This is a genomic window from Ruegeria sp. O6, from assembly GCF_056535045.1.
The window spans coordinates 16,648-37,550 of record NZ_JBQERM010000006.1 but is presented as its reverse complement, the minus strand read 5'-3'; the positions used below and the strand labels follow the sequence as shown (position 1 = coordinate 37,550).

At 59.0% G+C, this 20,903-nt stretch carries 22 protein-coding genes; 11 read left to right on the top strand and 11 right to left on the bottom strand.

From position 1 onward, the window contains the following. Positions 1–40: 40 nt before the first annotated feature. The 4 genes from ACR0DY_RS09755 to ACR0DY_RS09740 all read left to right on the top strand — a co-directional run bounded on the left by ACR0DY_RS09755 (position 41) and on the right by ACR0DY_RS09740 (position 3,664). Positions 41–1,021 carry a TraB/GumN family protein gene (locus ACR0DY_RS09755; RefSeq protein ID WP_480482262.1) on the top strand — a complete coding sequence of 327 codons (981 nt, stop codon included), beginning with the start codon at positions 41–43 and terminating at the stop codon, positions 1,019–1,021. Positions 1,022–1,131: 110 nt separating this feature from the next. Continuing rightward, complete coding sequence (locus ACR0DY_RS09750) at positions 1,132–2,052, top strand: manganese-dependent inorganic pyrophosphatase (protein ID WP_480539337.1); 921 nt, start codon at positions 1,132–1,134, stop codon at positions 2,050–2,052. A gap of 191 nt (positions 2,053–2,243) precedes the next feature. Further along, positions 2,244–3,119, top strand: a complete 876-nt coding sequence (locus ACR0DY_RS09745) for a TIGR01459 family HAD-type hydrolase (protein WP_267362988.1) — start codon at positions 2,244–2,246, stop codon at positions 3,117–3,119. Positions 3,120–3,220: 101 nt separating this feature from the next. Then, positions 3,221–3,664, top strand: a complete 444-nt coding sequence (locus ACR0DY_RS09740) for a MaoC family dehydratase (RefSeq protein ID WP_267362989.1) — start codon at positions 3,221–3,223, stop codon at positions 3,662–3,664. A gap of 75 nt (positions 3,665–3,739) precedes the next feature. Here ACR0DY_RS09740 and ACR0DY_RS09735 read toward each other — a convergent pair whose 3' ends face one another. After that, positions 3,740–4,729, bottom strand: coding sequence for a methylenetetrahydrofolate reductase (locus tag ACR0DY_RS09735; RefSeq protein ID WP_480482266.1), 990 nt, complete (start codon positions 4,727–4,729; stop codon positions 3,740–3,742). Further along, a complete protein-coding gene (locus tag ACR0DY_RS09730; RefSeq protein WP_480487559.1) occupies positions 4,726–5,307 on the bottom strand; it encodes a methylenetetrahydrofolate reductase C-terminal domain-containing protein in 582 nt (193 codons plus the stop codon). Before ACR0DY_RS09730 ends, ACR0DY_RS09735 begins: the two co-directional genes overlap by 4 nt. A 261-nt stretch (positions 5,308–5,568) precedes the next feature. On the opposite strand from ACR0DY_RS09730, the gene ACR0DY_RS09725 reads away from it, so the two are divergent. Genes ACR0DY_RS09725 through ACR0DY_RS09715 form a run of 3 tightly spaced genes read left to right on the top strand, consistent with a single transcriptional unit; the run spans position 5,569 to position 8,005 of the window. After that, positions 5,569–6,501, top strand: a complete 933-nt coding sequence (locus ACR0DY_RS09725) for a bifunctional riboflavin kinase/FAD synthetase (RefSeq protein ID WP_480475451.1) — start codon at positions 5,569–5,571, stop codon at positions 6,499–6,501. Continuing rightward, complete coding sequence (locus tag ACR0DY_RS09720) at positions 6,498–6,971, top strand: YcgN family cysteine cluster protein (protein ID WP_209504795.1); 474 nt, start codon at positions 6,498–6,500, stop codon at positions 6,969–6,971. The genes ACR0DY_RS09725 and ACR0DY_RS09720 overlap by 4 nt, the downstream gene beginning before the upstream one ends. Continuing rightward, positions 6,971–8,005 carry a threonine aldolase family protein gene (locus tag ACR0DY_RS09715; RefSeq protein WP_480487555.1) on the top strand — a complete coding sequence of 345 codons (1,035 nt, stop codon included), beginning with the start codon at positions 6,971–6,973 and terminating at the stop codon, positions 8,003–8,005. The genes ACR0DY_RS09720 and ACR0DY_RS09715 overlap by 1 nt, the downstream gene beginning before the upstream one ends. Here ACR0DY_RS09715 and ACR0DY_RS09710 read toward each other — a convergent pair. Both ACR0DY_RS09710 and ACR0DY_RS09705 read right to left on the bottom strand, forming a co-directional pair. Then, entirely contained in the window at positions 7,992–8,825 is an 834-nt protein-coding gene (locus tag ACR0DY_RS09710) for an alpha/beta fold hydrolase (protein WP_480487554.1), read from the bottom strand. The two genes, ACR0DY_RS09715 and ACR0DY_RS09710, sit on opposite strands and share 14 nt — an antisense overlap. Continuing rightward, entirely contained in the window at positions 8,822–9,424 is a 603-nt protein-coding gene (locus tag ACR0DY_RS09705) for a 2-hydroxychromene-2-carboxylate isomerase (RefSeq protein ID WP_267362997.1), read from the bottom strand. Before ACR0DY_RS09705 ends, ACR0DY_RS09710 begins: the two co-directional genes overlap by 4 nt. Before the next feature lie 107 nt (positions 9,425–9,531). On the opposite strand from ACR0DY_RS09705, the gene ACR0DY_RS09700 reads away from it, so the two are divergent. Together ACR0DY_RS09700 and rpiB are read left to right on the top strand one after the other, a co-directional pair. Then, positions 9,532–10,551 carry a ribose-phosphate pyrophosphokinase gene (locus ACR0DY_RS09700; protein WP_480546145.1) on the top strand — a complete coding sequence of 340 codons (1,020 nt, stop codon included), beginning with the start codon at positions 9,532–9,534 and terminating at the stop codon, positions 10,549–10,551. A 105-nt stretch (positions 10,552–10,656) separates the two neighbouring features. After that, positions 10,657–11,106: a ribose 5-phosphate isomerase B gene (gene rpiB / locus ACR0DY_RS09695; RefSeq protein ID WP_480546146.1), complete on the top strand. Its 450-nt coding sequence runs from the start codon at positions 10,657–10,659 to the stop codon at positions 11,104–11,106. Between the two features lie 28 nt (positions 11,107–11,134). On the opposite strand, the gene ACR0DY_RS09690 is transcribed toward rpiB, so the two are convergent. The 7 genes from ACR0DY_RS09690 to ACR0DY_RS09660 all read right to left on the bottom strand — a co-directional run bounded on the left by ACR0DY_RS09690 (position 11,135) and on the right by ACR0DY_RS09660 (position 17,492). Then, positions 11,135–11,485, bottom strand: a complete 351-nt coding sequence (locus ACR0DY_RS09690) for an H-type lectin domain-containing protein (RefSeq protein WP_480482280.1) — start codon at positions 11,483–11,485, stop codon at positions 11,135–11,137. Between the two features lie 114 nt (positions 11,486–11,599). Further along, the gene (locus ACR0DY_RS09685; protein WP_209504801.1) at positions 11,600–12,010 is read right to left on the bottom strand and encodes a F0F1 ATP synthase subunit epsilon; all 411 of its coding nucleotides are present in this window, start codon (positions 12,008–12,010) and stop codon (positions 11,600–11,602) included. 12 nt (positions 12,011–12,022) lie between these two features. Then, positions 12,023–13,447 carry a F0F1 ATP synthase subunit beta gene (gene atpD / locus ACR0DY_RS09680; RefSeq protein ID WP_209504802.1) on the bottom strand — a complete coding sequence of 475 codons (1,425 nt, stop codon included), beginning with the start codon at positions 13,445–13,447 and terminating at the stop codon, positions 12,023–12,025. Between the two features lie 20 nt (positions 13,448–13,467). Next, positions 13,468–14,343: a F0F1 ATP synthase subunit gamma gene (locus tag ACR0DY_RS09675; protein WP_480487549.1), complete on the bottom strand. Its 876-nt coding sequence runs from the start codon at positions 14,341–14,343 to the stop codon at positions 13,468–13,470. A 12-nt stretch (positions 14,344–14,355) separates the two neighbouring features. After that, positions 14,356–15,894, bottom strand: coding sequence for a F0F1 ATP synthase subunit alpha (atpA, locus tag ACR0DY_RS09670; RefSeq protein ID WP_209504804.1), 1,539 nt, complete (start codon positions 15,892–15,894; stop codon positions 14,356–14,358). Further along, positions 15,895–16,455, bottom strand: a complete 561-nt coding sequence (locus ACR0DY_RS09665) for a F0F1 ATP synthase subunit delta (protein ID WP_209598051.1) — start codon at positions 16,453–16,455, stop codon at positions 15,895–15,897. Positions 16,456–16,757: 302 nt separating this feature from the next. Continuing rightward, positions 16,758–17,492, bottom strand: a complete 735-nt coding sequence (locus tag ACR0DY_RS09660; protein ID WP_480482285.1) for a class I SAM-dependent methyltransferase — start codon at positions 17,490–17,492, stop codon at positions 16,758–16,760. Positions 17,493–17,553: 61 nt separating this feature from the next. Here ACR0DY_RS09660 and gloB point away from each other — a divergent pair, with 61 nt between their 5' ends. Next, the gene (gloB, locus tag ACR0DY_RS09655) at positions 17,554–18,321 is read left to right on the top strand and encodes a hydroxyacylglutathione hydrolase (RefSeq protein WP_480482287.1); all 768 of its coding nucleotides are present in this window, start codon (positions 17,554–17,556) and stop codon (positions 18,319–18,321) included. Positions 18,322–18,495: 174 nt separating this feature from the next. After that, a complete protein-coding gene (clpA, locus tag ACR0DY_RS09650; RefSeq protein ID WP_267363009.1) occupies positions 18,496–20,820 on the top strand; it encodes an ATP-dependent Clp protease ATP-binding subunit ClpA in 2,325 nt (774 codons plus the stop codon). The last annotated feature ends 83 nt before the right edge of the window (positions 20,821–20,903 follow it).

Below are 20,903 nucleotides of genomic sequence, written 5' to 3'. Positions count from 1 at the left end.
ATGTCTGGAACACCTTGATGACACAACACCGGATGGGTTCATGCGCCTGCTGACATTTCTTGCTTTTCTACTGGCCCCGATCACGGCTAAGGCTGCGTGCGATGGGCAGGACCTGCGCCCACTGCTGTCAGATGACGCGCGGGCCGAGTTGCAACGCGCCGTGGCGGACATCCCCTTTCCGGAAGGCAACCACTGGATTGCGCGCAAGGATGACACGGTTCTGCACATCATTGGCACCCTGCACACGTATGACGAACGTATGGAAAAGGTGGTTGAACGCCTGTCTCCGGACCTGAGCCAGGCTGACGCGTTCTATTTCGAAGTCACCCAGACTGACATGGATGCATTCGAAAAAAACCTGGCCAATAATCTCAGCGCTGTAATGATCACATCCGGGCCGACCCTGATCGACCTGATGGGAGATGAAGACTGGGCCGCATTCTCGACCGCGTTGAACCAGCGCGGCATTCCCGGCTGGATGGCGGCCAAAATGCGACCGTGGTTCTTGAGCATGATGCTGAGCATCCCGCCCTGCATGATGGAAGATCCGAACGGGACCTACGGCATGGACGCCCGCCTGAACGATCTGGCCGCAGAAAACGGCATTCCGCAACACTCGCTGGAACGTATCGACGACCTGATCGCCATGTTCGACAGTCACCCGCTGGAACAGCAGGTCGAGTCACTGGTGCGCCTGTCCGGGGCGATGATGGGAAGCAACGATCAACTGGCCACCATGGCCAATGGATATCTGGAAGAAAAGCACGCCGAGATCATACAATTTGCCCGCCTGCAGGGGTTCGAAGAATCCGGGCTGAGCCGGGACGTCTTCGATGAGGAATGGAACGGGTTCGAGCAGCAGATGCTGGTCCAGCGGAATGCCCTGTGGATGGAGCATATTCTGGCCATCACGGATCAGACAGCGGTGATCGCGGTCGGCGCAGGTCATCTGAGTGACGACCACGGTTTGCTGAACCAGCTGGAGCAGGCCGGATACACGCTGACACGCGCCTCTTTCTAAGCCGGTTCAGCGGTTTTCAGACCAAGCGTCGCAGACGGGCTGCTGTGGCGTGACAAGGACGTTTGTCCGCCCTATAAGGCGCGCAAATTTCCATTCCGCAGGACGCTGACATGACAACGCTCGTATTTGGTCACAAATCCCCCGACACCGATTCCACAGGCTCGCCGATCCTGTGGTCGTGGTACCTTAACGAAATCAAAGGTGTGCAGGCCGAGCCCGTGCTGTTGGGCGAACCCAACACCGAAGCGGCATTCATGCTGGACAACTGGGATCTGCCGAAGCCACGTATCCTGAACGATCTGGCCGCGGACACTCCGGTGGTCATCGTCGACACCAACAACCCCGCCGAACTGCCCGCCAACGTCAATGACGCAGACATCCGCGCCATTATCGACCACCACAAGCTGGTCGGTGGTCTGGAAACCAAAGGCCCGATCGACATCACCGTGCGCCCGCTGGCCTGCACGGCCACCATCATGGTCGACCTGATGGGCGACGATGCGGCCAAGATGCCTGACGCCATCAAGGGCGCGGCACTGACCTGCATCCTGTCGGACACGCTGGAATTCCGCTCGCCCACCACCACGCCCCATGACCGCGAGGTTGCTGAGCGGCTGGCAGCCGAGCTGGAGCTGGATATCTCGGCTTACGCGGCAGACATGTTTGCGGCGAAATCGGATGTCTCGTCCTTCTCGGATGCCGAACTGATCCGCATGGACAGCAAGGAATACGAGGTCGATGGCACCAAATTCCGTGTCTCGGTTCTGGAAACCACTGCGCCGGGCGTCATTCTGGACCGCAAGGCAAGCCTGGCGGGTTCGATGGTGGATGTCGCCAAGGAAGACGGTGTCGATCAGGTGTTGCTGTTCGTCGTGGATATCCTGAACGAGGAAGCCACTCTGCTGGTGCCCAACGATCTGGTCAAAACCGTTGCCGAGAAAAGCTTTGGTGCATCCGTCGATGGCGACGCCGTGGTTCTGCCGGGCATCATGAGCCGTAAAAAGCAGATCATTCCGAACCTGAAGGTCTGAAGAAACACGCGGGGTCTGTCGTTCTGAGTAAAACGGACCCCGCATTATTGGTCTTCGGCCTGCGCATCCGGCATTGCGCTTGGGCAGACCTGTACCCGACAGATGAAATACAGGGTGGCCACCTATCGATTGGTGGCCAATCCCTTGCCAATCGGTCATAAGGCTCGTGCAGTTTCAGCTTGAGGCCACATATGACCCAGATCGTTCACGCGCTTTCCGAAATCTCTGCCCGCTACAAAGCGTTGTTTGTCGATCTGTGGGGGTGCGTTCACAACGGGATCACGGCCTATCCCGAAGCTGTTGCAGCCCTTCAAGCCTATCGCGCGGACGGGGGGCTTGTCGTGCTGGTCACGAACTCGCCCAAACCCCGCGCGGGTGTGGCCGAGCAACTGGTGCAGTTCAATGTTCCCGCAGACGCCTATGACACCATTGCCACCAGCGGCGATTCCGCGCGGTCGGCGATGTTCCGTGGCGCTGTCGGGCACAAGGTTTACTTCATGGGGGAATGGCAGCGCGATGCGGGCTTTTTCGAGCCACTGAAACTGCTGCACCACCCGATCCATATCGAACGTGTCCCGCTAAGAGAGGCCGAAGGGATCGTCTGCTGTGGTCCCTTTGATCCGATGGCTGACCCGGACGTGAACCGCCCCGATTTCCTCTATGCCAAACAGATGGGCATGAAGCTGCTATGCGCAAACCCCGATATTGTTGTCGATCGCGGCGAGGTGCGCGAATGGTGTGCCGGCGCTTTGGCAAAGCTCTATACCGAGATGGGCGGCGAGAGCCTGTATTTCGGCAAACCGCACCCGCCGATCTACGATCTGGCGCGCCGCAGGTTGCAGGAACTGGGCCATGATATCCCGGACAGCGACATTCTGGTGATCGGCGACGGCCCCCATACGGACATTCTGGGGGGCATGGGTGAAGGCATTGATTCCCTGTTCATTTCGGGCGGGCTGGCGGCGGCCGAGACAAAAACGTCGCACCATCCGGATCACGAATCCCTAACAGCTTATATCGAAAGGGAAAAGATCAACCCGACCTACACAATCGGTCGATTGAGATAGCAAGAAAAGACTTGATTTTCTGCAACTGCGAAGTAATAAAGTTGCCAACCTAGGCCGGATAGTGGTTTTTTCTTTCTCGGTCGATTTCGAGTGAGGGCAACATGTTGGACAATCTTCCACGCGGAACGATCTGTATCGAAGACATCGAAATGGGCATGTCCCGCCACCTGCGCAAAGTGGTGACGGACGAAGATATCGAGATGTTTGCGCAGATCTCGACAGACCGGAATCCGGTGCATCTGGATGATGATTATGCCCGCGATACAATCTTCGAAGGGCGCATCGCGCACGGGATGCTGACAGCTGGGCTGATTTCGGCCGTGATTGGCGAACAACTGCCGGGCCATGGCACGGTCTATATGGGGCAGTCACTGAAGTTCCTGGCCCCCGTGCGCCCCGGTGACATGGTTTACGCCGAGGTCAAAGTTATCGACATCGACTTTTCCAAGCGTCGCGTCAAACTGGATTGCCATTGCTCGGTCGAGGGCAAGAAGGTTCTGATCGGTGAAGCCATGGTACTGGCCCCGTCGCGCAAGTTCGACTGATCGGCGAACACTTCCATGCAAAAGGCGCCCGACCGGCGCCTTTTTTGTTTGGACGCTGTTTTTTGCCTGTGCCTTTCAGGACGGTCGGGCGTGTTTTCGCCCTTTCAACGCACCGGATTCCAGAATGATCTCTGACACCACGTGTTCGCGCCTGTAGGCCATCACATGAACGCCGGACACCCCCGCGATATCGCGGATCTGCTGGATCAGTTCGATACAGATCTTCTTGCCCTCGTCAGCTGGCTTTTCGGCTTTCTCCATCCGCTCGATGACCTGATCGGGGATGTGAATGCCGGGAACATTGCTGCGCATCCAGCGTGCCGCACGCGCTGACGCGATGGGGCCGACGCCCGCGATGATGAACACTTTCTTGTCCAGCCCCGCATCCCTCACCCGCGCCATGAATTTCTCGAACAGCGGAATGTCGTAGATGTAATTGGTCTGAATATACTCGGCCCCGGCCTCAACCTTCTTTGCCAGACGGTCAGGTCGCCAGTCATAAGGCGGGATACAGGGGTTTTCGGCAGCACCAAGGAACAGTTGCGGCGGGCGCGTGATCTTACGACCAGAAAGGAACATTCCCTGATCGCGCATCGTGCGGATCGTCCGCAACAGGGTCAGGGAATCGAAATCGAAAACCGGTTTTGCCCCCGGCTGATCCCCGACGCCGACGCCGTCGCCGGTCAGGCACAGCACGTTACTGACGCCCAACGCCGCAGCCCCCAGAACATCTCCCTGAATGGCAATCCGGTTCCGGTCGCGGCAGGAAATCTGATAGACCGGAGAATAACCCGCGCGCGTCAGCAAGGCACAAATCCCAATCGAGGACATGTGACAGTTCGCGCCCGAAGCATCGGTTGCATTGATCGCGTCAGCCACTTCACCAAGCGGTTGGGCCGCCTGAAAAACATCCTCGGGGTCGGCACTGTCGGGTGGGTTCAATTCGGCGGTGACTGCGAAACGGCCTGAACGGAGTACCTTTTCCAACCGGCTGTGCGACACATATCCTTGGGGAACCGGAACATAGCCAATCGGCTCCACCTCGTTGCGATGGGTATCACTCATTTCTTCAGTTCCCGGTTTATCGCGTTGGGTGGTTCGGCGGCCAGTGGTGCCGCAGAAGGTTCATTCTCGCGCGCTTCGGGGAATGCCTCGGCCAGCGCCAATCGGGCAGCATCCCGGGTCTCGCGCTCGTGCGCTGCAATCTCGCGGCTGACCCGCAACCAGGATGACGAGCCTTTCAACGTGTGCTCCACCGGTGGCAGAACTTCTTTTATCTTGTCGGCTCCGTTCCGCATGCGGCTGGCTCCGTTCCAAGCCAGGGCCCAGACACATTTCATATCCGGCTTCACCTCACAAAACTCGCCGGGACGTACGCCGCCACATGGGCCATTGCGCAATTGCTTTGGGCAGTTCATCGGGCAGGACATGCCGGTGGATGACAACACGCATTGCCCGCACATCTTGCAATCGAACAACAGGGTTTTGACGCCCTTCTCGACCAGTGCGATGGGGCGTTCGACGCGGTTATATCCGATCTTTGCAAATAGCGGGTCCATCGCGACCATGCCGCGTTCGACACATTTATAGATCCACTCGAAAGTGCGGGCATGACGAATCGCGAACAGTCGCATTCGGTACATGGGTCTGCCTCCTGTGCTGGGTTCGTTCGAACCTGGCCGGGCTTTGATCCGGTGCGCCTAAATCCAAGGGACCGGATTTTCAGTCTAAACCCAGAGTTTTTTTTGAATCAAGCGGTTGGAGGCGCCTGACCTGAAATACTTGGATTGGCCTCGTGCATTTTCCCGGCCAAGCGAAATGTTCAAAGCTCATTCGCAGGATCGCATTCTTGGAATTCAAACTGCCGCTTGAACAAATTGACTCGCGCCGCTACGCAATCGTCTATGCACATCATCCGGGATATCCAGTTCGTCCAGCCAGAAGATCGCGGCGCCAGCGTGGCAATCGGGAATTTCGACGGCGTTCATTTGGGGCACCAGTCGGTCATCGAACTGGCCCGTAATGCTGCGCCAGACGCGCCGCTGGGTGTGTTGACCTTCGAGCCGCATCCGCGGGAGTATTTTGCGCCGGACACGCCTCCGTTCCGCCTGATGCGGGGCAATGCGCGGGCGCACCGGCTGGAAAAGCTGGGCGTAGAGAAGCTGTATGAACTGCCGTTCAACGCCGCGCTGGCAGGGCTATCGCCGGAAGAGTTTGCACGCAACGTGATCTGCGACGGGCTGGGCCTGTCGCATGTCGTGGTGGGGGCCGATTTCTGCTTTGGCAAGGGCCGCAGCGGCACGGCGCAGGATCTGGTGCGGTTCGGGCGGGACATGGGGTTCGGCGTGACGATTGCGCCTTTGATGGAACGGTCGGAAAACGTTGTGTCCTCAACCGCCATTCGCACCGCGCTGAGCGACGGCCGACCACGGGACGCAGCCGCGATGCTGGGACACTGGCACCGGATCGAAGGCGAAGTGATCGGGGGCGAACAGCGCGGGCGCGAGTTGGGCTTTCCCACCGCGAATATGTCCATCGAAGGGCTGCACCCGCCAAAGTTCGGTGTCTACGCCGTATTGGTGGACGTGTTGGATGGGCCGCATAAAGGCAGCTATCACGGCGCGGCCTCGATCGGGGTACGTCCGATGTTTAACGGCCAGGTGCCCAATATCGAAACCTTCCTGTTCGACTTTTCGGGCGATCTGTACGGGGCGACGCTGTCGGTGGGTCTGATCGACTTTCTGCGCCCCGAGATGACATTTGACGGGCTGGAGAGTCTGATCACGCAGATGGATGCCGACTGCAAACAGGCCCGCGGTATATTGACCACCCTATGAGTGTTGATCCGATTGAACGCACGGGCCTGCCTGCCCGGTTTTGGGAGCGCAAACCCCTGCGCCAAATGAACCAGCGCGAGTGGGAGGCGTTATGTGATGGCTGCGGCAAATGCTGCCTGAACAAGCTGGAAGATGAAGACACGGGCGAGGTTGCCCTGACCTGCGTCGCGTGCCGCCTGTTGGATGACGAAAGCTGCCGCTGCGTACAATACGACATCCGGCATCAATTCGTGCCCGAATGCATCGTCATGACCCCCGACAATATCGACGAACATGCCTATTGGTTGCCACAAACCTGCGCGTATCGGTTGCTGTGGGAAGGCAAACCGCTTTACGACTGGCACCCGTTGATATCTGGTACAGCGGACAGTGTGCATGCCGCCGGGGTCTCGGTTCAGGGGCGCACAGTGTCCGAGTTTGAGACACCCATGGAAGAGTGGGAAGATTACATAATCGAGGAGCCAAGCTGATGCATTTCGCGTCTGACAATTCCGGGCCGGTTCATCCGCAGGTCATGGCCAGGCTGGCCGAGGTCAATCAGGGCTATCAGATGGCCTATGGTGCGGATACGCTGATGAACGAGGTGCGCGACCGTATCCGCAGCATCTTCGAGGCTCCGGGTGCTGCGGTCTATCTGGTGGCGACGGGGACAGCCGCGAATTCTCTGGCCCTTGCAACATTGTCAAAGCCTTGGGAAACGGTTTTCTGTTCCCCAGTCGCGCATATCCACGAGGACGAATGCAACGCACCGGAGTTTTACAGCGGCGCCAAGCTGACCCTGGTTCCGGGCGGAGACAAGATGACCCCTGAGGCGCTGCGCGGGTCAATTCTGGGTGAAGAAACACGCGGCGTACATGGGCCGCAGCGCGGACCCGTGTCGATCACACAAGTGACCGAGCGCGGATCGGTTTATTCGCTGGCAGAGTTGCAGGCCCTGTGCGGGGTCGCCAAGATGTACGGCCTGCCTGTACATCTGGACGGCGCGCGCTTTACCAACGCGTTGGTTGCGCTGAACTGTTCCCCGGCGGATATGACGTGGAAAGCAGGTGTGGATGCTGTCAGTTTTGGTGGCACCAAGAACGGTCTGATGGGTGTCGAGGCGGTGGTGTTCTTTGATGAAAGCAAAGCCTGGGAGTTTGAGCTGCGGCGCAAGCGCGGGGCGCATCTGTTTTCCAAGCACCGCTATCTGTCCGCTCAGATGGCGGCCTATCTGGAAGACGACCTGTGGCTGAAGATGGCACGTCAGGCCAATGACAACTGCGCCCGCTTGGCCGAGGGTTTGCGCGCCAAGGGGGCCGCGTTTCTGCACGAACCGCAGGCCAATATGATCTTTGCCTCATTCCCACGCGCGAAGCACAAGCAGCTGCATGAGGCCGGCGCGGTTTATCACCTTTGGGGGGCAGAGCTGGACGGCGAGGATGAAAACGAAAACCTCGCGTGCAGGCTGGTTTGCGACTGGTCCATCGGAGCGGCGGAGATCGATCAGTTTCTCAATCTGCTTTAACGCCTAACGGGGCGTTGGCCTGCCAGAACGCCCGCAGCAAAGCGCCGGTTTCATCAGGGTGTGAAATCGGCAGCATGTGCCCTGCGCCGTTGATGCGTTCATGGCGTGCATCAGGCAGGCGCCGTTTCAGCCCTGCGCAAATCGCGTGGATCACCGGCGGCGTCTCTGACCCGCTCAGCAGCAGGGTCGGCATCGATGCACGCCGAAGCTGATCGGCGTCAAGCAACCCTGCCTGATCATCGTAGAGCACAGGCTGCACAGCCGGAACCGCATCGATTCCACGCACCATATTTGCCCGCGTGCGTTCGGGCAAATCAGGCCATTTGGGGCTGATCTTCGTGCTCCACGCCCTGTTGAACAGGCGCGCCGCCAAAACCTTGTCACCAGATGCGAAGGCCGCATTGACCGGCTCGGAGTCCCGTTCGTGCTGTTCGAACAACAGCGGCGCATCCTGTTTTGCAACTGCAAAGAACACGGGTTCGATCAGGATCAGGCTGCGCACGCGGTCGGGATGTTCGATCGCCAGCCTGAGCGCGATCATCGCCCCAAAGGAATGCCCGATTACATCCATGGGTTCGGTCAATTCAGCCAGGGCGGGTTTGGTCACTGCGACAAAGAAATCACCCTGCCCGTCCCAATCCGGGCTGCGCCCATGCGACAGCATATCCGGGGCAATAAATGACGCGCAGCCATCCAGCGCACTGGCCAAACCAGACCAGGCACCGGAATGCGCAATCGTGCAATGGAGGGCGAGCAGTTTCCGCTCCCCCTCACCCAAGTGCCTGACGAAAACGGATTGCATCACGGCCCTGACCGTCACCCGTTCATCTTGGCCAGATGCCGGTCCAGATCGTCCAGCCTGTCCTGACCCCAGAACCGCTGATCGTCGGGCGTGATATAGAACGGTGCGCCGAAGACACCCCGGTCCACGGCTTCCTCTAGGTTGGCGGCATAGGTTTCGGCCCCCACCAGCAAGCCGCTGTCTGCCAGACCGGGATCAAACCCGGCTTGCGTCAGACATTCGCGGATAACATCGTCCTGTGCGATATCCTTTTCCTCGGCCCAGCAGGCGCGAAGGAAGGAATGACACAGCTTGCCCACATCGCCCGAGCCGTCCTTGATCGCGGCAATAACCGCATAAGATGACGGGGCCATGTTGGTCGGCCAGTGCGCGGGTTTCAGATTGAACTCCATCCCCAGATTCTTCGATTGGCGCAGCAGCTCCTGTGCGCGGTATTCGATACGAGAGATATGCCGGTCTTTCGGAGGGGTTCCCCCGGTGCGCGCGAACAGGGCGATAATGTCCAGCGGTTTATAGTTGATCGTGGCGCCGTGTTTTGCCGCGATTTCTTCCAGCCGCATCCCTGCCAGATAGGAATAGGGCGAGAGTGTCGCAAAAAAGTAGTCAATCTGGGTCATGTGCACTTTCTCCGCTGCGTTACCTTTGCGGGACGGTAAGGCCATGCTAAGCGGTGTCAACATCACGATTCTGTCACATTGCCATTGCTGCCCGGGGACCTCAGCCGATGCCGACACTTCACGAACCCAAGCTTATCGCTGGGAACGCCAACCTTCCGCTTGCCCAAGCCATCGCACGCCGCATGAGCCTGTACCGAGGCGTTGATCAGGGTCTGGTCGATGCGCGTGTCGAACGGTTCAACGACGGTGAGATTTTCGTCGAAGTGTTCGAGAATGTGCGCGGCGAGGATATGTTCATTATCCAGCCGACCTCGAACCCGGCCAATGACAACCTGATGGAACTGCTGATCATCGCAGATGCCCTGCGCCGGTCGTCCGCGCAGCGGATCACCGCCGTGATCCCGTATTTCGGGTACGCCCGTCAGGACCGCCGCACCAAGGCCCGCACGCCCATCAGCGCCAAGCTGGTCGCCAACATGCTGACCGGGGCCGGGATCGAACGGATCCTGACAATGGACCTGCACGCGGCCCAGATTCAGGGCTTTTTCGACATGCCCGTGGACAACCTTTATGCCTCGCCCATCTTTGCGCTGGATGTGAAGCATCAGTTCAAGGGAAATCTGGATGAAATCATGGTCGTTTCACCCGACGTGGGCGGCGTGGCCCGCGCGCGTGAACTGGCCAAGCGGATCAACGCCCCTCTGTCGATCGTGGACAAGCGCCGCGAGAAAGCTGGCGAAGTGGCCGAGATGACCGTGATCGGGGATGTGAAGGACAAGATCTGTCTGATCGTTGACGACATGTGCGACACCGCCGGAACGCTGTGCAAGGCGGCGCAGGTGCTTCTGGATAACGGTGCGAAAGAAGTTCATTCCTACATCACGCATGGCGTCATGAGCGGCCCTGCGGTGGAACGGGTGACAAATTCGGTGATGAAGTCGCTGGTGCTGACCGACACGATCCAGCCGACCAAAGAGATATTGAGCGCCAAGAACATCCGCATTGTTCCGACCGCGCCTATCTTTACGCAGGCGATCCTGAACATCTGGAACGGAACCAGCGTGTCATCCCTGTTCGAAGACAAGACGCTGACACCGATCTACGAATCCATGTACCAGATGGATTGAGTTTGGACGGGGCGACAGGATGTGTCGTCCCTTTCTTTTTGAACCACCGATTGCGCACAAGCCTGACCCATGTGCGCGATCAGCGACACAAGTGGACCGATCTCCATGACTGGCAACAAACGCATTGTTCTTTCCAGCGACCACGCGGCAATCGAGCTGCGTCAGGCTGTGGCCAACCACATCGCGCAGCAAGGCTGGGACGTGGTCGATATCGGCCCGACGACCCCTGAAAGCACCCATTACCCCAAACACGGCAAGGCCGCGGCACTGACTGTTGCATCGGGGGATTGCGGATTGGGCATTATCCTCTGCGGCACGGGTCAGGGCATCATGATGGCCGCAAACAAGGTGCCCGGCATTCGCTGCGGTGTCTGTTCGGATGCGTTTTCTGCGCGGATGATCCGCCAGCACAACAATGCCAACATGCTGTCGATTGGCGCGCGCGTTGTCGGCGAAGGTCAGGCGCTGGATATTGTGGATGCGTTTCTGGGTGCCGAATTCGAAGGTGGCCGCCACGCCACACGGGTCGATATGATCGAAGCGCAAGACGACTGAGTCCTGCGCCTGTCCTGCAAGCCCCGGATCAGGAAATGTTCCAGTCGTCCGGGTGTGCCACCTCTCCAAACGCAGTCCAGCTGATCCGGATGCGGGCAATCCGCGTGTCGGACCATGTCCGAAACACCGCTTCAAACCCTTCCGAGGTGATGTTTTCTGCCTGAACCTCGGCGCGCAGGGCTGATGATGTGTCGACATCCCAAAGGGAAATCCCGATCTGAACCATGGGCGGGCTAAGAAACGTGCCCTTGAATTGTATGGGTTTCCGGCGTTCGCGGGGGCCTTCGCCAGTCCACATGTCCCCGCCTTCGGCAAATTCCGAAAACAGAACACTTTCACCCTGATCGATGCCAATGGGATGGGTCAGAAATTTTTTCATGTTTTCATCATTATACTTGAATTTCCGCAACTTACCCCGACTTTCTGGCAAAAGCACGACAAAAAAACGGCCCCGCAATTGCGAGGCCATTCCAATTTTCCACTGTTAAGCCAATTACAGGCTCATATGTGTCCCAAGGGCTTCCATATCGGCCAGCAGCTTGGCGGCTTCGTCGACGATCGACATGTCGTCGCCGCCCTTTGCCGCTTCGTGCGAGGCGCGTGCCTCGGCAATCAGCTCGTCCATATGCGAACGGGTGATTTCCGAAACCGGAACCGCCTTTTCGGCCAGAACCGACAGGCTGTCGCCGTTGATCTGGGCAAACCCGCCGGTGACCAGGTATTCGCTGGACCCTTCGGGTGCCTCAACCTTCAGCAGACCGGGGCGCAGCGTTGTGATGGTGGGGGCATGATCGGGCATCGCCGTCATGTCCCCGTCCGCGCCGGGAATCTGGACCGCCGTGACCTCGAGCGAAGCAAGGCTCCGCTCGGGGCTGACGAGGTCGAAATGCATCGTGTTTGCCATCAGGGATACTCCTTAGGCGGCTGCTGCTGCCATTTTTTCGGCTTTGGCGATCACTTCGTCGATGCCGCCAACCATCAGGAAGGCTGCTTCGGGCAGGTGATCGTATTCGCCAGCCACAACGGCCTTGAACGACGAGATTGTGACATCCAGAGGAACCTGAACCCCCGGCGAGCCGGTGAAGACCTCGGCCACGTCGAACGGCTGCGACAGGAAGCGTTCGATCTTACGGGCACGGGCCACGGTCAGCTTATCCTCTTCCGACAGTTCGTCCATGCCGAGGATGGCGATGATGTCCTGCAGCGACTTGTAGCGCTGGAGGATCTGCTGAACGTCGGTCGCAACCTTGTAGTGCTCTTCGCCGACGATGGCCGGGTCGAGCAGGCGCGAGGTCGAGTCGAGCGGGTCAACCGCCGGGTAGATACCCTTTTCCGAGATCGCACGGTTGAGAACGGTGGTCGCGTCGAGGTGCGCAAACGAGGTTGCCGGCGCGGGGTCGGTCAAGTCGTCCGCAGGCACGTAGATCGCCTGCACCGAAGTGATCGATCCGGCCTTTGTCGAGGTGATGCGTTCCTGCAGGGCGCCCATGTCGGTGGCCAGTGTCGGCTGGTAGCCCACAGCGGACGGGATACGACCCAGCAGAGCCGAAACCTCGGAACCCGCCTGCGTGAAGCGGAAGATGTTGTCGACGAAGAAAAGAACGTCGGTACCGGACTGGTCGCGGAACTGCTCGGCCAGGGTCAGACCGGTCAGAGCAACACGCGCACGCGCACCCGGAGGTTCGTTCATCTGACCGTAAACCAGGGCCACCTGGCTTTCCGACAGGTTGTCCGGCTTGATCACGTTCGATTCGATCATCTCGTGATACAGGTCGTTGCCTTCACGGGTCCGTTCACCAACACCCGCAAACACCGAGAAGCCCGAGTGCACTTTTGCGATGTTGTTGATCAGTTCCATGATCAGAACGGTTTTGCCAACGCCGGCGCCGCCGAACAGGCCGATCTTACCGCCTTTGGCGTAAGGGGCCAGCAGGTCAACCACCTTGATGCCGGTGACCAGAACTTCGGACTCGGTCGACTGTTCGGCAAAGGTCGGTGCGGGCTGGTGGATCGCGCGCGCTTCGGTTGCCTCAACCGGGCCTTTTTCGTCGATCGGCTCGCCGACCACGTTCAGGATGCGGCCCAGGGTGGCGTTGCCAACCGGAACCGAGATCGGTGCACCGGTGTCGGTGACCACTTCACCACGGACCAGACCTTCGGTCGCGTCCATCGCGATGGTGCGGACAGTGTTTTCACCCAGGTGCTGAGCAACTTCCAACACCAGGCGCTTGCCGTTGTTGGTGGTTTCCAGCGCGTTCAGAATTTCAGGCAGCTGATCTTCGAAGTGCACGTCGACGACGGCCCCGATGATCTGTGTGACTTTGCCTTTTGCATTCGCCATGTTTCGTCTCCGGTTTGTCTCTACAGCGCCTCGGCGCCGGAAATAATTTCAATCAGCTCGTTGGTGATCACGGCCTGACGCGAGCGGTTGAACTGGATCGTCAGCTTGTCGATCATCTCACCCGCGTTGCGTGTCGCGTTGTCCATTGCGGACATCCGCGCGCCCTGTTCAGACGCTCCGTTTTCGAGCAGAGCCGAGAAGATCGCGGTCGCAACCCCCTTGGGCAGCAGGTCGGCCAGAATGGCCTCTTCGCTGGGCTCGTAGTCGAAAATGGCACCGCTGTCGTCACCTTCCGATTCCTCGAACGAGGCGGGGATGACTTGCTGTGCCGTCGGGATCTGGGTCACAACGTTGACGAACTTCGAGTAGAAGATCGTGGCAACGTCGAACTCGCCCCCGTCGAAGCGGGACAGGATGTCCTTTGCGATGTCCTGCGCGTTGGAATAACCCAGACGCTTGACCTCGCTCAGGTCCACATGCCCAACGAACAGATCGCCAAAATCACGCTTGAGCGCGTCGCGGCCTTTCTTGCCGACGGTCAGAATCTTGACCGTCTTGCCCTTGCCGCGCAGCTCTTCCGCCTTCTGGCGGGCCAGCTTGGCGATGTTCGAGTTGAAGCCGCCACACAGGCCGCGTTCAGCTGTCAACACAACCAGCAGATGGACATCATCACTGCCCGAACCACGGAGCAGCTTGGGGGCGCTGTCGCTGCCCCCGACCGACGCCGCCAGCCCGGCCATCACGGCATTGAACCGCTCGGCATAAGGGCGCGAGGCTTCGGCAGATTCCTGGGCGCGGCGCAGTTTTGCGGCCGCGACCATCTGCATGGCCTTGGTGATCTTGCGGGTCGATTTGACCGACTCGATCCTGTTTTTAAGGTCCTTCAGACTAGGCATCGGAACCTCCTATCAAGCGAAGGTCGCGGCGTATTCGTCGATCGCTGCTTTGAGTTTGTCGGACGCGTCGCCTTTGATCTTCGGATCTTCGTCGGTGATCCACTTCAGCAGGTCAGCGTGCTTGCCGCGCAGATGCGCCAGCAGGCCAGCCTCGTAGCGGCCAACATCCGACACGTCGATCTTATCGAGGTAACCGTTGGTGCCCGCGAAGATGACGCAGACGATTTCCGCGTTGGTCAGCGGCGAGTACTGCGGCTGCTTCATCAGCTCGGTCAGGCGCGCACCGCGGTTCAGCAGCTGCTGGGTTGCGGCGTCGAGGTCGGAACCAAACTGTGCAAAGGCCGCCATTTCGCGATACTGAGCCAGTTCCAGCTTGACCGGACCGGCAACCGATTTCATCGCGTCGGTCTGAGCCGACGAGCCCACACGCGAAACCGACAGACCGGTGTTCACAGCAGGACGGATGCCCTGATAGAACAGTTCGGTTTCCAGGAAGATCTGACCGTCGGTGATCGAGATCACGTTGGTCGGAATAAAGGCCGAAACGTCACCACCCTGGGTTTCGATAACCGGCAGAGCGGTCAGCGAACCTGCGCCGAAGTCTTCGTTCAGCTTCGCCGAACGTTCCAGCAGGCGGGAGTGGAGGTAGAAAACGTCACCCGGATAGGCTTCGCGGCCCGGCGGGCGGCGCAGCAGCAGCGACATCTGACGGTAGGACACGGCCTGTTTCGACAGGTCATCATAGATGATCAGCGCGTGGCGGCCATTGTCACGGAAGTATTCCGCCATCGCGGTTGCGGCATAGGGTGCCAGGAACTGCATCGGTGCCGGGTCGGACGCGGTTGCGGCGACAACGATCGAATACTCAATCGCACCGGATTCTTCCAGTTTCTTCACCAGCTGGGCAACGGTCGAACGTTTCTGACCGATCGCAACGTAAACGCAGTACAGTTTCTTCGACTCGTCGTCGCCTGCTGCTTCGTTATAGACCTTCTGGTTCAGGATGGTGTCCAGAGCCACAGCGGTTTTACCGGTCTGTCGGTCACCAATGATCAGCTCGCGCTGGCCACGGCCAATCGGGATCATCGCGTCAACCGATTTCAGGCCGGTTGCCATCGGTTCGTGCACCGATTTACGCGGGATGATGCCAGGTGCCTTGACGTCTGCAACGCCACGCTTGGTGGCATTGATCGGACCTTTGCCATCCAGCGGGTTGCCCAGACCGTCAACAACACGGCCCAGCAGCTCGTCACCGATCGGAACGTCCACGATCGAGTTGGTGCGCTTGACAGTGTCACCTTCTTTGATGTCACGGTCAGAACCGAAAATAACGACACCGACGTTGTCGCTTTCCAGGTTCAGCGCCATACCCATGATGCCGCCGGGGAATTCGACCATCTCACCGGCTTGAACGTTGTCCAGGCCATATACACGGGCAATCCCGTCACCGACGCTCAGCACGCGACCGATCTCGGCCACTTCGGCTTCCTGACCAAAATTCTTGATCTGGTCCTTCAGGATTGCAGAAATCTCTGCAGCTTGGATTCCCATTTATCCGACCTCTTTCATTGCATTCTGTAGGGAGTTCAGCTTCGAACGGATCGAACTGTCGATCATTTTCGAGCCCACTTTGACGACAAGACCGCCGATGAGGCTTTCATCCACGGTCGCATTGATAGTTACGGTCTTGCCCACACGCTCGGACAGCGTCTTGGACAGTTTTTCCAGTTGTGTCTTGGTCAGCGCCTTGGCCGAGGCGACATCGGCGGTCACTTCGCCACGCTCATCTGCCAGCATGTCACGCAGCACCTGCACCAGTTGCGGCACAACAAACAGGCGGCGTTTCTGCGCCATCAGAGCCAGCGTGTTGCGCAGGATGGCGTTCAGCCCCATCTTGTCAGCAACAGCGGCAATTGCTCCTTCTTGCTCGGCCCGCGAAATCAAAGGCGATGCGATCAGGTCACGCAGGTCGGCACTGTCGCCCAGTGCTGCTGCCAGATCATTGATGCCGGATTCCAGACCCGCAAGGTCATTATTCTCTTTTGCGATCTCGAAGATCGCGGTGGCATAGCGCTCGGCGATGCCTGTGGAAATCGAAGCTGGTTCGGACACGTCCACCCTTCCGATATTTGAGGCCCCGATTTTGGGTAGCGGCCGCTACCTTGGGGCGTGAGGAAACCCCGGCCAGACGGTCGGGGATCAAAATCACCGGGGATGTAGCAGAGGTGAACCAACCAAGCAATACGCTATAGCGGTAACAGATTTATCCACAAAATGTTAATTTTCATACACTTACACCAAGTGCGACCGTTTGGACCCGTCAACCCGGTTGAAAAATGTTACGAATATGCAGGTTTTTGCGATTCCTGTGACTTTTTTCTCGCGAATTTGTCACTTTGGGATGCACGCAGTTGTCATGCAGGCTTTAGCAAACCGTCAAGCGCCTTGATCGGCTTCCTTATGGCATCTTTGGTGACATTGCCCCGAGGCGGATGAATGTTCTTTGTGACCTCAACCATCAACACCCCGCCCGCCATGACAGTTGGAATGCGCTGTCCGGTTTTTTCGATCAGACTGCCCGATTTCAACCAGAACCGCCGGAAGGACGGCGGCATGTAAAGAGCCGAGCAATGCGCCTCGGGCAGGAAGTAATGCGACCTGAGCTGATTTTCCAGCTGAGTGGCGGAATAGGGACGACCAAAGCCAAATGGCGTTTTGTCCGTACGTGACCACAGACCCGCCCGGTTCGGAACAATGAACACGGCCCTGCCACCAGGGCCCAGAACACGCCAGCATTCCTCCAGCAGCTGGTTTGGCCGCTCGGACGTTTCCAGCCCGTGCATCACCACCAGCTTGTCCACGTGACCGGTTTCAATGGGCCACCGGGTTTCTTCTGTCAGCACCGAGACATTGGGCATCCCCGCAGGCCAGGGCATCACGCCCTGCGGGCCGGGCATCAGCCCGATGACCCGGCGCGCACCGGCCAGATAAGGGCGCAATAGCGGCACGGCAAAGCCAAAACCGGCAACGGTCTGACCTTTGGCTTCGGGCCAGAGCTCGGTCAGCCGCCCGCGAATAGCTGCCTGTGCCGCGCGCCCAAGGGTGCTGCGGTAGTAGAAGTTCCTCAGATCCTGCACATCAAGATGCATTGCGGACATCCGGTCAATCGGCTTAGCTGGGCGCAGTCTAGCAATGAAAGGGCAAAAGGCCATGCCTCTTGAAATCGTTACAATCCCGTGCCTCAGCGACAATTACGCCTTTCTGGCCCATGACAGCGGCAATGGCCAGACTGCGCTGATCGATGCGCCCGAAGCCGCGCCGATTCTTGCAGCACTGGAAGATCGGGGATGGAGCTTGTCACATGTGCTGCTGACCCATCATCACTGGGATCACGTTGAAGGGCTGCCCGAAATTCTGACCCATCACCCCGCAAAGGTCATCGGTGCGGCCGCCGACGCGCACCGCCTGCCCCCACTGGACCAGCAGGTTGCCGAAGGCGACAGCTTTGAGGTGGGTGGCGAACTGGTCGAGGTGCTGGACGTTTCGGGGCACACGGTTGGTCATGTCGCGTTTTATCTTCCGCAAAGCGCGGTCGTCTTTACCGCTGACAGCCTGATGGCCCTCGGGTGTGGGCGTCTGTTCGAAGGCAGCCCGGCGCAGATGTGGGCGTCGCTGAGCAAGCTGGCCGCTTTGCCGGACGACACCCTTGTCTGTTCGGGGCATGAATATACACAATCCAACGCGAAATTCGCCATTACCGTCGATCCCGAGAACGCTGCGCTGAAACAGCGAATTGCCGATATCGACCGCGCCCGCGCCGCTGGCGAAGCCACTGTTCCGTCGGTTTTGGCGCTTGAAAAAGCCACCAACCCGTTCCTGAGGGCCACGGATCCGGCGATTCAGGCCCATCTTGGTATGGTAAACGCCGATCCTGCGGCGGTTTTCGCCGAAATCCGGGGTAGAAAAGACAGGTTCTGATGCTTATTTGCCCCTCTTCACGGCCACGGTCACAACAAATGTGACTGTCAAGTGAAAGAAAACCCTTGAAGCCGGGCCACGATCAACCAAACTCTAATAGTATGAGGACATGGTTGGGATGGGGTTCCGGCCGAAAGCCCGCCCCCTTCTGACCCAAGACAGAGGAGCACCCGCGTGCCTTCATTCTCGAGCACACTGGAACAAGCCATCCACGCGGCCCTTGCGGCTGCGAATGAACGGCGACACGAATTTGCAACGCTGGAGCATTTGCTGCTGGCGCTTCTGGAAGAACCCGATGCGGTACGCGTCATGAAAGCGTGCAGCGTTGATCTGGACGAGTTGCGCAGCACTCTGGTTGAGTTCATCGACGAGGACCTATCGAATCTGGTCACGGATATTGACGGGTCCGAAGCCGTACCAACGGCAGCGTTCCAGCGCGTTATTCAACGCGCCGCGATCCATGTACAAAGCTCGGGCCGGACCGAAGTGACCGGTGCCAATGTGCTGGTCGCGATATTCGCTGAACGCGAAAGCAATGCCGCCTATTTCCTGCAGGAACAGGACATGACCCGGTATGACGCGGTCAATTTCATCGCCCATGGCGTGGCCAAAGACCCTGCGTATGGCGAAAGCCGGTCGGTGTCCGGAGCGGATCAGGTGGAAGAAGAAGCTCAATCAGGTTCCGGCGACACGGAGCAAAAGGAAAGTGCGCTTGGGAAATACTGCATTGACCTGAACGCGAAATCGCGTGCGGGTGATGTCGATCCTCTGATCGGGCGCGCGGATGAGGTGGAACGCTGTATCCAGGTGCTTTGCCGCCGCCGCAAGAACAACCCGCTGCTGGTGGGCGACCCGGGCGTGGGCAAAACCGCCATTGCCGAAGGTCTGGCGCACAAGATCGTCGCCGGAGAAGCCCCAGATGTCTTGGCAAACACCACCATCTACTCGCTGGACATGGGTGCGCTGCTGGCCGGGACCCGTTATCGCGGCGATTTCGAGGAACGCCTGAAAGCGGTTGTAACCGAGCTGGAAGAGCACCCCGACGCGGTGCTGTTCATCGACGAAATTCACACCGTGATCGGTGCCGGTGCAACCTCGGGCGGGGCAATGGATGCCTCGAACCTGCTGAAGCCTGCGTTGCAGGGCGGCAAGCTGCGCACCATGGGCTCGACCACCTACAAAGAGTTTCGCCAGCATTTCGAGAAGGACCGCGCTCTGTCGCGCCGGTTCCAGAAGATCGATGTGAACGAACCTTCGGTTGAAGACAGCGTCAAGATTCTGCGCGGTCTGAAACCCTATTTCGAAAAACATCACGACATCAAGTATACCGCTGATGCGATCAAAACGGCGGTCGAGCTGTCGGCACGTTACATCAACGACCGCAAGCTGCCCGACAAGGCCATCGACGTGATTGACGAGGCTGGCGCGGCGCAGCATCTGGTGGCGGAAAGCAAACGGCGCAAAACCATTGGTGTCAAAGAGATTGAGGCCGTGGTTGCCAAGATCGCCCGCATCCCGCCCAAGAACGTCACCAAGGACGATGCCGAGGTGCTGAAAGACCTCGAAGCCTCGCTGAAACGGGTGGTGTTTGGTCAGAATCTGGCGATCGAGGCGCTGGCCAGCGCAATCAAACTGGCCCGCGCCGGCCTGCGGGAACCCGAAAAGCCCATCGGCAACTATCTGTTTGCCGGCCCGACCGGCGTGGGCAAGACCGAGGTGGCGAAACAGCTGGCGGACACGCTGGGCGTTGAACTGCTGCGTTTCGACATGTCGGAATACATGGAGAAACACGCGGTCAGCCGTCTGATCGGCGCGCCTCCGGGCTATGTCGGGTTCGATCAGGGCGGCCTGCTGACCGACGGTGTCGACCAGCATCCACATTGTGTGTTGCTGCTGGACGAGATTGAAAAGGCGCACCCGGACGTGTTCAACATCCTGTTGCAGGTGATGGACCATGGGGAACTGACCGACCATAACGGCCGTACAGTGAACTTCCGCAACGTGGTGCTGATCATGACCTCGAACGCGGGGGCGCAAGAGCAGGCCAAGGCCGCGATCGGGTTCGGTCGTGACCGTCGCGAGGGCGAAGACACCGCCGCGATTGAACGCATGTTCACGCCGGAATTCCGCAACCGTCTGGATGCCGTGATCTCGTTCGCGCCGCTGCCGAAAGAGGTCATTTTGCAGGTGGTCGAGAAATTCGTCCTGCAACTGGAAGCGCAGTTGCTGGATCGTGGTGTGACCATTGATCTGACACCCAAAGCCGCCGAATGGCTGGCGGATAAAGGGTATGACGACAAGATGGGTGCGCGCCCGCTGGGTCGCGTCATTCAGGAATACATCAAGAAACCGCTGGCCGAAGAATTGTTGTTTGGCAAGCTGGCAAAAGGCGGTGTGGTCCGTGTCTCGGTCAAGAAAGGTGATCTGGATCTTGAGATCCTTGGCCCGGATCAACCGCGCATTTCGGGTGACAAGCCTCCGCTTCTGACGGCGGACTGATCGCCCGCCGCATTTAACAGAAAACCCGCCTACCAAGGCGGGTTTTTTTGGTTTCGCCCAGCGCTGGCAAGGCCCACCCGCCT